We start from the raw sequence: 14,102 nt of genomic DNA, 5'->3' as shown, positions 1-14,102 counted from the left end.
GATCGCGGCGCCGGAGACCACTGCGGGCGCCCACCCGGCGACGACCGCGTTGGAGTGAAACAGCGGCATGGACACGTAGCACGTGTCCTGCTCGGTGAGCCCGAAGCGGTCGGTCAGGCTGAGACCCGCGATCGCGGCCATCAGATGTGATACCGGCACCGCCTTGGGGTTTCCACTGGTTCCCGACGTGAAGATCATCATGAACGCGTCCATCGCGGTGACGTTTCGATGGGGCACCAGCTCGCCGGCGCCGCTGACGAATTGCTGCCACTGCGGCGTCGAGGTATCGAAGATGCGCGTCCCCTCGAGGTCCAAACCGTCAAGCAATGGCCTGTGTTCGGCGTCGGTCACAACGAATTGGCAGTCGGCCCGCCGGATGTCCGCGGCCAGCGCCGCGCCGCGCCGCGTCGTGTTCAGACCGCACAGCACGTACCCGCCGAGGCCGGCCGCCGCCATCTGTGCCAGCATCTCGGGCGTGTTTCCCAGCAGGGCGCCGATGTGCATCGGCCGTTGCGGATCGGCGGCGCCGAGCAGGGCCCCGGCCCGGGCCGCGGACTTGCCGAGGTACTCGCTCCAACTCCATTGCAAATCACCATGTTTCACGGCGATCGCCGAGTCCGACAGGCGCTTGCGCAGCAGCGCTTGCATTGTGTCGTCGGCCATCGGGCTTAGCCGCCCACCATCATCAGGCCGCCGTCCACCGCCAGTAGTTGGCCCGTGATGAAGCCGGAACCGGGGCCGGCCAGGAAGACGAGCATCGGCCCGACGTCGCGCGCCGGATCCCCCAGCGCCCCGCCGACCGGAATCATCATCTGCATCTGCTGATCGATGAGGGCGCTCGCGTCCGGGCCGAGGAAATCCCGGAACCGATCCGAGCCGGGCGTCTGCACGGCCGGTGCCAAAGCGTTGACGGTGACCTTGTCGGCGCCCCAGGCTTTGGCGGCCGATCGCGTCCAGGCCTGCACCGCGCCCTTGGTTGCGGCGTAGACAGCCGAGATCGGGCTGCCCATAACGGCTTCGGAGGATCCAAAGTTGATGATGCGGCCGCCTTTGGGATCTTGGTCCCTCATCACCGCGTACACGGCCTGGTTCGTGAGGATAGTCGCCTTCACGTTGGTGTCCAACAGGAACGAGATCTCGTCGCCGCCGATGTATCCCGGAACCCCGGCCTGCCACAGACCCGCCGCGTTCACCAGGACATCGATCCCGCCGAGGCGCTCGACGGCTTGCTGCACCATCGCCGAAACGGCGCCCGCGTCACGCACATCGCACTGCAGCCACGCAGCCGCGAGACCTTCCGGCGGCGGAGTTTGGTGATAGGTGGCGACGACCTCGGCCCCCGCCTCGGTGAGGACTCCGACGGCGGCCGCGCCGATACCGGTAGCCCCACCGGTCACCAGGATCCGCCGGCCGTGCAGTGGTGGTGTCGCGTCTGGCATAGCGAAGACGCTAGCCGACGCGTGCCGGCCCGCTAGGCGCGCACCGCGATCGACGACAGCAGGTCGGCCAGCCGATCCGGCTGGTCCACCATCGAGAACGTCCGCGCGCCCTCGATCACCTCGAGCCGCGCGTTGGGGATGGTCGCCGCCAGTCGTTCGCCGTCGCTGAGTTCGAAGAACACGTCATCGGCCGACCAGGCGATCAGCGCGGGCTTGTCGAACTCATGCAGCCGCGCGGCCACGCCCGTGGTGACCTCCGTGCGCAACGACAGGGTGAGCTGGCGCAGGTCCTCGGCGACGGCCGGATCGGAGAGCCCCGGGCGCACCCACGCCTCCGTCAGCTCGTCGATGTTGCGGTGCGCCAGGCCGTCGAACGCGCGCTTGCGTGCCGCCGGCACGCGCATGGCCTGGGCCACGGTCTTAAACGTCGTCTTGGACTTGGCCGCCAGGATCACCGGCTTGAGGATCGGCGGCGGAAAGTGTTCGAACGCATCGCAACTCGTGAGCACCAGCGCGCCGAGCCGCTCGGGGTGGTGCACGGCGACGAGTTGGGTGACCACGCCGCCCGTGTCGTTGCCGACCAGCACCACATCCCCGAGTTCGAGGGTGGCCAGCACCTCGGCGACGATGCCGGCGACGCCGTTGATCGTCCGATCGGCCCCGGGCCGGAGGGGCTCGGGGTGCGCGCCCAGCGGCCAGGTGGGTGCGATGCAGCGCAGGCCGCGATCACCCAATCGTTCGCTGACCCGGCGCCACAGATCACCGCCCATCATGTACCCGTGCACGAACACCACGGGTCGGCCATTCTCGGGTCCGGTTGCTTCGTAGTGGATGGTTCCCGCACTAATGTCGATCGTCGACATGGATAACTCCTACCTCGAACGGTATACTTACAAACAGGCTGTCTGTTCGTAAGTTACCAACAGGCTGTATGGAAATCAAGAGACGCACTCAGGAGGAGCGCTCCGCGGCGACCCGCGACGCGCTGATCTCGGCCGCCCGCAAGCTGTGGGGCCTGCGCGGTTACGCGGAGGTGGGGACGCCGGAGATCGCCGCGGCCGCCGGTGTCACCCGGGGCGCGATGTACCACCAATTCGCGGACAAGGCAACGCTTTTCGGCGAGGTCGTCGAGGCCGTGGAGCAGGATGTGATGGCCCGGATGGCCACGCTGGTCGCCGAGTCGGGGGCGGCGACTCCCGCCGACGCGATCCGGGCCGCGGTCGATGCCTGGCTTGACGTCTCCGGTGATCCGGAGGTGCGCCAGCTGATCCTGCTCGATGCGCCGAGCGTGCTCGGCTGGCCGGCCTTTCGTGACGTCGCCCAGCGGTACAGCCTGGGCATGACCGAGCAACTGCTCACCGAGGCTGTCCGGGCGGGGCAATTGGCCCGGCAACCGATGCGGCCGTTGGCCCACATACTTATCGGCGCGCTCGACGAGGCCGCCATGGTCATCGCCACGGCCGACGATCCGAAACGCGCGCGACGGGAAACCGGGCAGGTGCTGCACCGGCTCATCGACGCAATGCTGGACGAGCGTTGATAGTCAGTCGGGGCGAACGTGCGCGACTCCTGCGATGACTCCCTGGATGAGCCGGTCGAGGTGTTCGGGACCATCGACGGCCGGGCGGCCCGCAACCAACGTCATCATCACCCCGTTGATGAACGTCATGGTGGCGATGGCCTGATCCTCGACCAGCGCGGGATCCGGGGCGCTGCCGGCCGGGTGCCATTGGGCGACCACGTCGCGCGCCAGCGCGTAGAGGCCCTCCGCGGACTCGTTGAGGGTCGCCGCCAGTTCGGGGTCACGGCTGGCCAGCAACATGATCTCGTAGCGCGCCTTGGCGCGGGTGAGCCAGGGTTCGGTGGCGACATACATGACGATGCGGGCCAGGCCCGCGGTGCCCGCGAATTCGGTCGGGCGGTCGCCCGCGAGCCCGGTCAGCAACGACAGATCGGCGACGTCGAGTTCGTTGAGCCGAGTTGCGACCGCGTGCAGCAACGCTTTTCGGGTCCGGAAGTAAAACGATGTGGTGCCGTCGGGCACCCCGGCGCGTTCGTCGACCTTGGGGTGGCTGACGCCGTGGACCCCGTCGGTGCCGAGTAGCTCTATCGCGGCGTCGGTGAGCTGACGGCGCCGTTCGGGCGCGTTGTGCTTTCTCCGTGCAGCAATGCGACCAGTCTAGAACTGCCCGCAGTTGGGCGCGGTGGGTTCTCCGTTGAAGCGGGCCGCGATCCACTGCATCGCCGGTTCACCATCGACGAGCATGGGCAGGGCGTGGTTGACGACGAGTTTGTTGAGGAATGGCGGTTCTTCGTTGGTGCGAAATTCCACGTCGGCGCCCTGGGCGCACCAGTCGCGGCCAAGCTGGTTGGCGGCGGTCCACGGCACCAAGGGGTCGTAGCGGTTGCTGTTGATCAACACGGGCGCGTTGGGTTTGTAGCGTCCGACGTGCTGCTCATCCAACATGCTGCTGAACGGCTCCTCGTTGATGACCTTCCAGACGTTGTCGTTGAAGTAGGGCTGCAGGTGGCGAAACATGAAATCGAGGATCGTTTGTCCGACGCATTGGCGTGAGGCCGATTCGAGCATGGCCAAACCCCGCGGCGTGAGCTTGGAGCGGATCACCTCGGCATTCTCCGGGTAGGTGGCGATCGCGCCGTTGATCGCATAGCCCACCACGCCGACGAGGGCACTGCCATCGGCGTAGGGCAGCAGTTCCTTGAGGTCGGCTACCGGCGCGCCGGCGTAGGTGCCGACGATATGGAGCTCCGGGGCGTAGGACGGTGCCAGTTCGGCCGCCGAGGCGACAGCGCCGCCACCTTGCGAATAGCCCCAAAAGGCCACGGGCCCATGCGGATCCAATGACGTACCGGGCAGGCGCATGGCTGCCCGCGCGGCGTCGAGCACGGCCTGCCCCTCGGCCACCCGGCCCACATAGGTGTGCATCGACGGGGTGCCCAAGCCTTCGTAGTCGGTCATCACGATCGCGAAACCGCGGGCGACCATCGTGGCGACGAACAGCTCTTCGTAGTTGAACATGATGTCCCAGCCACCCGAATAGTGGATGCCCTGGTTGAACATTCGCGACGGCGCGCACTGGTTGCCCTGGCCCTGGGTGCCGGGCGCGTAGCTGATCAACGGCCGTGGGCCCTTGCCCGGCCAGTCGTTGTACGGCTCGAAGTAGGTACCCGTGACCGCAATCGGATTGCCGTGGGTGTCTTTGCTGCGGTACATGATTCGCGTGCCGGTGGCCATGATCGCGCCCAGTTGACCCGACGGCTCCAGCACCAGCCGCGACGGTTCGGTGCGGATCAGGTCGCCCGGCTGGCCCGGCGGCAGGGGATCCGGTGGGGTGTAGAACTCCGCGTACTGCGGTTCGTCGCCGTCGGCCCGTGCGAGTCCGGGGCTGACAAATCCGAAACCGATCACCAGCAGGACAGCGAGGACTCCCCCTACCCGACGCATCACGAAACGGTAACAACGCGGCGGCCCCGGGGGAAGAGCATTTCTCTAACTTTTTAGAGATCGGTCGTCAGCGATGGTTCTGGGCGAAGAATTGCCAGATGGTGTCGGTGGCGTCGAGCGCCGTCGACGGCGGAGGAAGATCTGCCACCCTCTGCGCGAGCGGGCTCGGCTCGCCCCCGGGCCACTGATGACCCGCGCCCGCGACCGAGATCAGCTCGACGGTGCGCCCGTCGGGGCAGCCGGCGGTCTGCGTCGTGACGCTTCCGGTGGTGGTCGAATTCGGCGGTCCGCACGAGTCGATGGAACGCCAGGTGGCGTTGACCGATTCCGCGGAGGGACCATCGACGCGCGGATTCCCGTTGGCCGCGAACGCTTTACCCGGTCCGCCGTTGTAGGGAACCCGGTCGTCGGCGGTGCCGTGGATCTGGAGCACGGATGTCGGCCGCGCCCGCGAGCAGTCGGTCAGCAGCGTGCCGGCGACGGGAGCGATCGCGGCGAAGGTGTCGGTCTGGCACCCCAGTCGCAGGGCCATCATGGCCCCGTTCGACATGCCCGTGACGTAAACGCGTGCGCGATCGATGGGGATCTGCTGCTCGATGGCGGTGACCATGGCGCCGATGAATCCGACGTCGTCCACGTTGTCGTGTCCCGGTTCGCCGCAGCACGTTCCGGCGTTCCAGGCGCGGTTGAGGCCGTCGGGATAGGCGACCAGAAAATGCCCGTTGTCCGCCTCCGCATCCCAGTGATAGGAGCGCTCGGCCTGCGCGCCGCTGCCGAAGCCGCCGTGCAGCATGACGACCAGCGGCACGCCGTCGGCCAACCCCGCCGGCCGGTACAGATGAAAGGTTCTGCTCACCCCGCCCGACTGGATGGTTTGACTGGACTGTCCCAACGGGATCGATTGTGCGCCCGGCGTTCCCGACGCGTGCCCGCCCCCGACGCACCCGCCGAGCGCGACGATCAACGCCGGAAGGAGAAACCCGCCCAGAACCCGAACGCATCGAGGTCGCATGGCCCCATCGTGTCAGCGGAACCGCAATTTGACAAGTAACTTGTCAATCTCGTGGGTGGCAGACTCTAGGACCATGCGACGGGCTGCGGGTTCCCAGTGGGAGCCGACCGTGCCGGCACTGGTGAACCTGGTGACGGCGTCCGGGGCACCCCGCTTGCGGGCGGCGTTCGCCGCCGCGGGACTCGACGGGATCCGCCCGGCGCAATCGGTCGCACTCGTGCCGCTGGCGGCCGGTGGACTGCATGCATCGGATCTCGCGGAGCGGCTGAGGGTGAGCCGGCAGGCGGTGGCCCAGGCGGTAGCGGGGCTGGAGCGGCATGGCTACGTCAGCCGCGTTCCCGATCCCGTTGACGCGCGGGCCCGAATCATCGAGCTGACGCCGCGCGGTCGGCAAGCGCTGCGTGTGATGCGTTCCAGCGCAATCGAACTCGAGAAACGATGGCAAGAGGTGTTGGGTGAGCGCCGGCTGGCGGAATTCCGTGAGACGTTGCTGACGTTGCTGTCCGCTACGGAGTCCTGAGGAAAACGTCGTTGAGCGTGACGGTGCGAAGGTTTCGATCGCGGATGATGTCGATCATTTGCGGATAGACGTGAGTGACCGGCAAGTGGTTGAGGTGACCGATGACGATGGACTGCGGCGTGAAGTACTCGTCGGCCATCTTCAGGATGTATTCCTCGGTGATCAGCGTGGAATCCGACAACGAACCCGACCATAAGGTCGGAATGGTGTAGCCGAGCTCGGCCGCCACGGCGTCGACGGCGGCGTTGCGCTTCGCATAGGGCGGCCGATAGTACGGTTTTGCGCCGACCCCGTAGGTCTTCTTCAGGAACTCGTCGTTGCGAGTGAGCTGTTCTGCGACCTGGCTTTGGGTCAGCGTCGTCAAATCCGGATGCGACCAGGTATGGTTGCCGAGCTGTATCTGGCCCGAATCCACCAGCGGCCGCAGCATCTTCAGGTTCTCGGTCCACGAGTCGTACACGCCGTTGACGAAAAAGGTCATTCGCGCGCCGGTGTCCTTGGCGAGCTGGGTGTAGGCGCGGACCACTTCGCTGCTGACCCCGTCGTCCAGCGTCAGCGCGAGCAAGTCGCCCTCGCCGGGAAGCTTCATCAGCGCTCCTCCGCCGGGCAGCGCGATGCGAGCGCTCGGTGGCGGGGGCGGCAACAGGGCCGCCGGGGCGGTCGGACCCGACGTCGCCACGGACGCCGCGGGCGCCTGCGCAAATGTCCGCGGCTGGGGATCGACCACCAGCCGCGCCGCGCCCACGCCAGCTACGGTCGCCGCGGCGAGCGACCCCAGGAAACGACGGCGATTCATCTCAAACATGGCACGGTCTCACCAACACGGCCGCGCAGCATTCGTGGTTGGGAATCCGACCCGATTCTCTGCAGGTCGTGTGTGGCGGGCACGCGGGCGCGCGAGACGCCCGACTTGCCGAACTGCGCAGCCACCACAGCAGCGAACCGTACCACCGCCAGCACCAATATGTCGGATTCGTAGGGGAGAGTCAGCTGTGAATTGCCGGCGGAAGGGGTCGCGGCCACGCAGCGTGGACTAATGCGGCTCCCCGCCGCCGCGTTGTGGTAGCTGCACGGGCTCGACCCCGGGGGTGCCCAGCGTCGAGGCCAGCCAGGGTAGTGCCGCGGCGAACGCTTGCGCGGCGAACGGCCAGTCGTGCTTGCCCGGTTGTGTGACCACCGCGCAGCTGATGCCGTGGCCGGAGGCTGTGTCGCACAGCGCTTTGGCGGCGGCGTCCTGGCCTTCGGGGTTGGCGGACGGGTCGGTGCGGGCCGTCGCGAGCGCGGGACTCGTCGCCTCGGCCATGTTTTGCGCGTCCGAGGATGACGGGATGTCGAACCACCCCGACAACCCGGTGTAGCGCCCGTGTTTGTTCATGACGGTGATGGGGTCGTAGGCGGCCCAGGCGGCGGTGTTGCCTCCGAACAGCTTGGCGACGGTGAGATCCTTGCTGCCGATGCTGGGAGCGCGGTCGCCGGCGATATCCACGAAGGCGCTGAAGATGTCCGGATGCATGACGGCCAAGTCCACCGCGCACGTGCCGCCCATCGACCACCCGGCGACCCCCCAGTTGGCCCGGTCGGCGCTGACACCGAAGTTCGAGACCATGAACGGCACGACATCCTTCGTCAGATGGTCAGCGGCGTTGCCGCGGGTTCCGTTGACGCACTCGGTGTCGTTGTCGAAGGAACCGGTGGGATCGACGAACACGAGCACCGGCGCGAAGCCGTGATGGCGCGCGGCGAAGTCGTCGATGGTGGTGAAGGCGCCGCCCGGGCGCAGCCAGTCGGCTGGCGTGTTGAAGGCCGAACTGACCATCATCACCGTGGGCAGCCGCGGCGGCGGATTGCTGTTGAACCACGCCGGGGGCAGATACACCAGTTCCTCACGGTGGGGGAAGTGCGACGCGTCGGCGCTGATATTCACCGGCACGACAACGCCTTTGGCCGGTTTGGTTCCCGCCACCTGCATCTCGGTCACCCGCAGCCGGTCGATCTGATCGGGCAGCGGTCCCGAGGTGAGCTGATTCCATGCAGCGAGGACGGTGGGGAAGTAACCCACCCACCCGTTGACGGCCAGCGCCGCGCACAACACGCATAGGGGAACGGCCAGCAGCGCCAGTGCGCGCCGCCACCAACGGGCGCCGGGCCAGCCGAGCAGAAGCACCGCCAGCGCAAGTCCACTCATGGCCAGCCACAGCCACAGCGACACGGGCGCGGGGTCGCCGGCCACCCCCAGCGAGGTGATGTACCAGTACGACAGCGCCGTCGCCGCGCCCGCGACGCCCAGCGCCACCGGCAATGGCCAGCCACGCCAGCGTCGCCTGCGCACTCCGATGGCGGTGACGGCTACGAGCAACGCGATCGCCTGCACCGCGACCGGGAACCAGCCGCGCAGCAAGGACAGCTGTTCGAAGAAGTGACTCAACAGTCGCGACCTTCGCTAAATCCGGAGGTTGAGGACACCAACTATCCCATATCGGTGTCGTCGATCGTGGTAGCGAAGCCGCGCAGCCGCAGGCTGTTGCCGACGACGAAGACGCTGGAGAATGCCATCGCGGCGCCGGCGAACATCGGATTGAGCAGCCCGAGCGCGGCCAGCGGGATCGCGGCGACGTTGTAGCCGAAGGCCCACAAGAGGTTGGTCTTGATCGTGGCGAGCGTGCTGCGGGAGAGCCGGATCGCGTCCGCGGCGACGCGCAGGTCGCCGCGCACCAGCGTGAGGTCGGCGGCCTCGATCGCCACATCCGTGCCGGTACCCATTGCCAGGCCCAGATCCGCGGCGGCCAGGGCGGCGGCGTCGTTCACTCCGTCGCCGACCATCGCGACGACCCTGCCCTCGGATTGCAGACGCTTGACGGTGGCGACCTTGTCGGCGGGCATCGTGTCGGCGATGACGTGGGTGATGCCGACCTCGTGGGCGATGCGCTCGGCGACCGTCTGGTTGTCGCCGGTCAGCAGCACCGGCGTCAGCCCCAGGCGTTTGAACTGCCGGACCGCTTCGGCGCTGGTCGGTTTGACGGTGTCGGCGACCACCAGGATGCCGCGGGTGTGGCCGTCCCAGCCGACCGCGACCGCGGTCTTGCCCTGGCCCTCGGCGTGGGCCTTCGCCGCCGACAAGGTCACGTCGAGGCGCTGGGCTCGATCGGCCAGCAGGCTCTCCCGCCCGACGACGACCTCGTGGCCGTCGACCACGCCCTGCACGCCCTTGCCCTCCACGCCCGCGAAGTCTTCGGCTGCCGGGAGGGTGCCGATTTCCGCCCTTGCCGCGTCGGCGATCGCCCGCGCGATGGGGTGCTCGGAGGCGTCTTCCAGGGCGCCGGCGTAGGCCAACAGCGTCCTGCGGTCTGTCTGTGGTGCGGCGATCACGTCGACCAGGGTCATCTTGCCGGCGGTTACGGTGCCGGTCTTATCGAGCACGATCGTGTCGACCCTGCGAGTGGACTCCAGCACTTCGGGCCCTTTGATCAGGACGCCGAATTGGGCGGCGCGACCGGTTCCGACCAGCAGCGCGGTCGGAGTCGCCAGCCCGAGCGCGCACGGGCAGGCGATGATGAGCACCGCGACCGCGGCCGTCAACGCCGCACTCAGCGGGAATCCGGCGACGAGCCATGCCCCGAGGGTGGCCACGGCGATAGCGATGACGATCGGGACGAATACACCGGAGATCCGGTCGGCGAGCCGCTGGACCTCGGCCTTGCCCGATTGGGCCGCCTCGACCAGCCGGGCCATCTGGGCGAGCTGGGTGTCGTCGCCGACCCGGGTGGCGCGCACGGCAAGGCGCCCGCCGGCGTTCACGGTGGCGCCGGTGACAGTGTCGCCGGGGCCGACCTCGACGGGGACGGACTCACCGGTGAGCATCGAGGCGTCCACGGCCGAGGAGCCCGAGACGACGATCCCGTCCGTGGCGATCTTCTCGCCGGGCCGCACCACGAACACGTCGCCGACGACGAGTTGGTCGACGGGGACGCGACGCTCGGTACCGTCGCGCAGCACCGCGACGTCCTTGGCGCCGAGCTCCAGCAGGGCGCGCAGCGCCGCCCCCGCGCGCCGCTTGGAGCGCTTTTCGAAATAGCGACCGGCCAGCACGAACAACGTCACGCCCGCGGCCACTTCGAGATAGATGTTGCCGGCGCCGTCGCCACGGCCGACGGTCAGTTCGAAGCTGTGCCGCATGCCCGGTTCCCCGGCGGCGCCCAGGAACAAGGCATATAGCGACCAAACGAACGCCGACAGGGTCCCGATCGAGACGAGGGTGTCCATCGTGGCGACGCGGTGTTTGAGGTTGGCCCACGCGGCCGCGTGGAACGGCCGTCCCGCCCAGACGACGACCGGAGCCGCAAGTGCCAGGGATGCCCATTGCCAGTAGCGGAACTCCAACGCCGGGATCATCGCCATGGCGATCACCGGGAGGGTGAGCACGGTCGCGACGATCACGCGATTGCGCAGCGAGGCCAGCTCGGCGTCGTCACTCGCCGACTTCGCCGCGGGTTCGTCGTGCAGTGGCGGCAGAACCGCGCGGTAGCCGGTCTTCTCGACCTCGGCGATCAGCGCCCGCGGGTCGAATCCGGCGGGCACTGTGACGGCGGCCTTCTCCGTCGCGTAGTTGACCGACGCGGTGACGCCGTCGAGAGTGTTGAGTTTCTTCTCGATGCGCATGGCGCACGAGGCGCAGGTCATTCCGGCGATTTCCAGCTCGATATTGCGCGCCTGCCCCGCGCTGCGCCCGGTCAGCCGGTAGTCGCTGGTGGTCATGAAGCTCCTTCCACATATACCCCATAGGGGTATATGTGCGGATACAACGCGCGGTTCCCCGCACGTATTCCGCGAGGTTGGGGTCAACCGCGATTGTGCCTGGCGAGGGTTCAGCAGTAGGAAACGCCCATGTCGACCGACACCTGGGTGCCGGTGACGAATCTGGATTGGTCGGACGCCAACCAGGCGACGGCGTCGGCGATGTCCTCGGGCTGGGCGGTGCCTTCGGGCAACAGTGGCCTGTTCAGGCCCCGCAGGTACGGATAGGTGTCGGCGGCGGATCGGATTGCGTCGCGCATCCGGCCGCCGCCCATGGGTGTGGCGACGGCCCCGGGATGCACGCTGTTGACGCGGATGCCGTGGCGGCCGAGCTCGGCGGCAAAGGCGCGCGCCATCCCGGTGACGGCGTGCTTGCTCACCACGTAGTGCACCATGAACGGTTCCATTTTGATGCCGGCTGCCGAGCCGATGAGGACGATCGAGCCGCCGCGGCCCCCGTCGATGATGTGACGAGCGCTCGCCATCACCGTGTTCCATGTACCGGTCACGTTCGTGTCGATGGTGTCGCGGAAGGCGGCGGGGGTGATGTGATCCCAGGGCGCCGGGCTGCAGATACCCGCGTTCGCGACGACGATATCGAGCCGGCCGAGCTCGCCGACCGCGTCGTCGACGGCCGCGGTGAGCGAGTCGACGTCGCGGATGTCGACGGCCGCGGTGATGACGCGTGGGCCGTTGGCGCGTACCAGCCGGGCCGTTTCGGCCAGATCATCGGGACTCGCCGAGTCGTAGGGAACGCTGGGGGGTAGGGGTCCGGCGATATCGACGGCGATGACGTCGGCGCCTTCGGCGCTCAGGCGCGCCGCGTGGGCCCGTCCCTGTCCGCGCGCGGCGCCGGTGATCAGCGCGACTTTTCCTGAGAGTGACTGGCTCATCGGTCCGAAGCGTAGCCTCGACCTGGCGCTGCCGGACAGCCGGAAGGAGGACGTCATGACCGTCACAATCGTCGACCGAGGACCCCGACAGGTGAGCCGCAGAGTCGAAGTCGCCGCGCCGGCCGCCGATCTGTACGCGCTCGCCGCCGATCCCCGGCGCCACCCCGAGCTGGACGGCTCTGGCACGGTGCGCGACAACATCGAAGTGCCGCCGCAACTTGTTGAGGGATCGAAGTTTTCGACGAAGATGCGGATGTACGGCCTGCCCTACCGCATCACCAGCACGATCACCGAACTCAAACCCAACGAAGTGGTCGAATGGCGGCACCCGCTCGGACACCGCTGGCGCTGGGAATTCGAGGCGCTTTCGCCGACCCTGACCCAGGTCACCGAGACGTTCGACTATCGCGACGCCGGTGCGCTCAAGAACAAGCTGAAGTATTACGAACGCATGGGTTTCCGGAAGGCCAATGCGGCGGGCATAGAGAAGACGCTGGCCAATTTGCGCGACCGCTACGCCGGCTAGGCCAGGCGCGATCCCCAGGCTGCAACCCCATCTCGAGCGATTGGGTCACTGAACCCAATGGCGCCGTCAACCGTGTCCTCTGGGAACAGTTGCCCTCAGCGCTTACGCCCGGAAGGACGCTCCTCGATGACCGACAACAGCCCGATCCTTGGCACAACATCTCGCCCGGCGGCGCAGTCGCTGACCAGCTGGGGACAGCTCATCAGCCGTTACGGCCTGGTTGTGGTCTTGGCTTGGATCGGGTTCGGAAAGTACGTCAAGATGGAATCCCGGGTGCTGATCGAGCACAGCCCGCTGATGAGCTGGATCTACGAATTCCTCAGCGCCACCACCGTCGCACGGGGCCTGGGAACGATGGAAATCGTTGCCGCGCTTCTCATTGCGCTGCGGCCGCTGTCGCCGCGGGCCTCGGCGGCCGGCAGCGCGCTGGCGGTGGTGCTGTTCTTGGGAACGCTGAGCTTTTTGTTCACCACCCCGGGCGTGGTCGCGCACCACGCCGCCGGCCTTCCCGTCCTGTCGGCGCTACCCGGCCAATTCCTGCTCAAGGACCTGGTGCTGATCGGAGTTGCGGTGTGGGCCCTGGGCGATTCGCTTGCGGCCGTGCCCGCGTCGCGCAGTAAGCGCGCCCGGATCAGCGCTTGAAAAGCGTTCCCCTGATTAGTTTTTTCGCTGAGCCCAACGTGGCGTCAAAGGCCGTCGGCGGCAAAGTGCCCGCTTGCTCCGACAGACCACGCGCGAGCGCGCAGATGGTCTCCGCCGTGGCCGCCGTCCCGATGCCGGGGGCGAGCATCCCATGCGCCCGGGCATCCTCGATGATCTCGGTAACGACGTCGAGTAGGGCCTTTGAACCCGGATATCTTGGGCTGCCACGTCGCAACTGTGCATTGCTCTGCGCTCGCATCGCCCGCAAGAACGCGGCCAGGTAGGGATAGTCGCGCATCAACTGTCCGCATTCGTCGAGCACCGCATCGAGTCGATCTACGACGTCATCGAAAGCTGCGGCGGCGGCGCGCAGCCGGTGCGACACGATCCCCTCGATCTCCTCGCCCGTCGCATTGAGCAGTTCGGACTTGGTCGGAAAGTAGTGATAGAGACTGCCGCTGGTCATGTCGGCCGCGCGGGCGATTTCGCGGATCGTGGCCTTCGAATAGCCGGCCTCGGCCACACACCTCATGGTTGCCACGATGATCCGCCGGCGAGTTTCCTCGCCACTGGCGCCCACGGGGCGGCCCAGCTGTGTTCGGGTCATGGTCGGTCGGGTCCTCGCTGATATGTGGTCGAATATATTCGACCGACCGACGACTTCCGGCTCCCGCGGAGGTGCATGACCACCACGCCGTCGCAGCTCGGGCGTCCGGTGGGCGCGAATGCCGAAGAGACTCGCCGACGAATCATCGCCGCGGCAATGCGCTGCGTGGGCGACGTCGGCTACTCAAAAGCCACGATCCGCGAAAT

The 14,102-nt window shown here is 67.6% G+C and carries 15 protein-coding genes and 1 pseudogene; 5 read left to right on the top strand and 11 right to left on the bottom strand.

Features of this window, described 5'->3' with window-relative positions; genetic code table 11:
* From A5744_RS08580 to A5744_RS08570, 3 genes are all read right to left on the bottom strand, one after another.
* On the bottom strand, window positions 1-663 hold a 663-nt coding region (locus tag A5744_RS08580; protein WP_139331287.1), incomplete at its 3' end, for an AMP-binding protein.
* 5 nt (window positions 664-668) lie between these two features.
* Window positions 669-1,439 carry an SDR family oxidoreductase gene (locus tag A5744_RS08575; protein ID WP_076060099.1) on the bottom strand — a complete coding sequence of 257 codons (771 nt, stop codon included), beginning with the start codon at window positions 1,437-1,439 and terminating at the stop codon, window positions 669-671.
* Between the two features lie 32 nt (window positions 1,440-1,471).
* Complete coding sequence (locus A5744_RS08570) at window positions 1,472-2,302, bottom strand: alpha/beta hydrolase (RefSeq protein ID WP_076060097.1); 831 nt, start codon at window positions 2,300-2,302, stop codon at window positions 1,472-1,474.
* A 68-nt stretch (window positions 2,303-2,370) separates the two neighbouring features.
* Between A5744_RS08570 and A5744_RS08565 the strand changes: the two genes are divergently transcribed.
* Window positions 2,371-2,979, top strand: a complete 609-nt coding sequence (locus tag A5744_RS08565; protein WP_076060095.1) for a TetR/AcrR family transcriptional regulator — start codon at window positions 2,371-2,373, stop codon at window positions 2,977-2,979.
* A 3-nt stretch (window positions 2,980-2,982) separates the two neighbouring features.
* Here A5744_RS08565 and A5744_RS08560 read toward each other — a convergent pair whose 3' ends face one another.
* The 3 genes from A5744_RS08560 to A5744_RS08550 all read right to left on the bottom strand — a co-directional run bounded on the left by A5744_RS08560 (window position 2,983) and on the right by A5744_RS08550 (window position 5,917).
* A complete protein-coding gene (locus A5744_RS08560) occupies window positions 2,983-3,609 on the bottom strand; it encodes a TetR family transcriptional regulator (protein ID WP_276206962.1) in 627 nt (208 codons plus the stop codon).
* Between the two features lie 9 nt (window positions 3,610-3,618).
* Complete coding sequence (locus A5744_RS08555; RefSeq protein WP_139331286.1) at window positions 3,619-4,905, bottom strand: lipase family protein; 1,287 nt, start codon at window positions 4,903-4,905, stop codon at window positions 3,619-3,621.
* A gap of 67 nt (window positions 4,906-4,972) precedes the next feature.
* Window positions 4,973-5,917: a PHB depolymerase family esterase gene (locus A5744_RS08550; protein ID WP_076060091.1), complete on the bottom strand. Its 945-nt coding sequence runs from the start codon at window positions 5,915-5,917 to the stop codon at window positions 4,973-4,975.
* Between the two features lie 73 nt (window positions 5,918-5,990).
* On the opposite strand from A5744_RS08550, the gene A5744_RS08545 reads away from it, so the two are divergent.
* Window positions 5,991-6,437: a MarR family transcriptional regulator gene (locus A5744_RS08545; RefSeq protein WP_076060090.1), complete on the top strand. Its 447-nt coding sequence runs from the start codon at window positions 5,991-5,993 to the stop codon at window positions 6,435-6,437.
* Here A5744_RS08545 and A5744_RS08540 read toward each other — a convergent pair.
* From A5744_RS08540 to A5744_RS08525, 4 genes are all read right to left on the bottom strand, one after another.
* Window positions 6,424-7,233 carry a polysaccharide deacetylase family protein gene (locus tag A5744_RS08540; RefSeq protein ID WP_076060101.1) on the bottom strand — a complete coding sequence of 270 codons (810 nt, stop codon included), beginning with the start codon at window positions 7,231-7,233 and terminating at the stop codon, window positions 6,424-6,426. The two genes, A5744_RS08545 and A5744_RS08540, sit on opposite strands and share 14 nt — an antisense overlap.
* A 237-nt stretch (window positions 7,234-7,470) precedes the next feature.
* Window positions 7,471-8,862, bottom strand: coding sequence for an alpha/beta hydrolase-fold protein (locus A5744_RS08535; RefSeq protein ID WP_076060088.1), 1,392 nt, complete (start codon window positions 8,860-8,862; stop codon window positions 7,471-7,473).
* Window positions 8,863-8,903: 41 nt separating this feature from the next.
* Window positions 8,904-11,189, bottom strand: a complete 2,286-nt coding sequence (locus tag A5744_RS08530; RefSeq protein ID WP_076060087.1) for a heavy metal translocating P-type ATPase — start codon at window positions 11,187-11,189, stop codon at window positions 8,904-8,906.
* A gap of 110 nt (window positions 11,190-11,299) precedes the next feature.
* The gene (locus A5744_RS08525; RefSeq protein WP_076060085.1) at window positions 11,300-12,121 is read right to left on the bottom strand and encodes a mycofactocin-coupled SDR family oxidoreductase; all 822 of its coding nucleotides are present in this window, start codon (window positions 12,119-12,121) and stop codon (window positions 11,300-11,302) included.
* 55 nt (window positions 12,122-12,176) lie between these two features.
* Here A5744_RS08525 and A5744_RS08520 point away from each other — a divergent pair, with 55 nt between their 5' ends.
* Together A5744_RS08520 and A5744_RS08515 are read left to right on the top strand one after the other, a co-directional pair.
* Window positions 12,177-12,647 (top strand): SRPBCC family protein, encoded by a 471-nt coding sequence (locus tag A5744_RS08520; protein ID WP_076060083.1) that lies wholly within the window; start codon window positions 12,177-12,179, stop codon window positions 12,645-12,647.
* A gap of 126 nt (window positions 12,648-12,773) precedes the next feature.
* Window positions 12,774-13,289, top strand: coding sequence for a DUF417 family protein (locus tag A5744_RS08515; RefSeq protein ID WP_076060082.1), 516 nt, complete (start codon window positions 12,774-12,776; stop codon window positions 13,287-13,289).
* Here the strand turns inward: A5744_RS08515 and A5744_RS08510 are convergent.
* A complete protein-coding gene (locus tag A5744_RS08510; protein WP_076060080.1) occupies window positions 13,279-13,896 on the bottom strand; it encodes a TetR/AcrR family transcriptional regulator in 618 nt (205 codons plus the stop codon). The two genes, A5744_RS08515 and A5744_RS08510, sit on opposite strands and share 11 nt — an antisense overlap.
* Window positions 13,897-13,971: 75 nt before the next feature.
* On the opposite strand from A5744_RS08510, the pseudogene A5744_RS24980 reads away from it, so the two are divergent.
* Window positions 13,972-14,102, top strand: a pseudogene (locus A5744_RS24980) (TetR/AcrR family transcriptional regulator); the annotation flags it as partial.

Origin of the sequence: Mycobacterium sp. IS-1264, assembly GCF_001954195.1 — a bacterium.
In the GTDB taxonomy this organism is placed as follows: Bacteria; Actinomycetota; Actinomycetes; order Mycobacteriales; family Mycobacteriaceae; genus Mycobacterium.
This window is presented reverse-complemented; position numbering and strand designations above follow the sequence as displayed.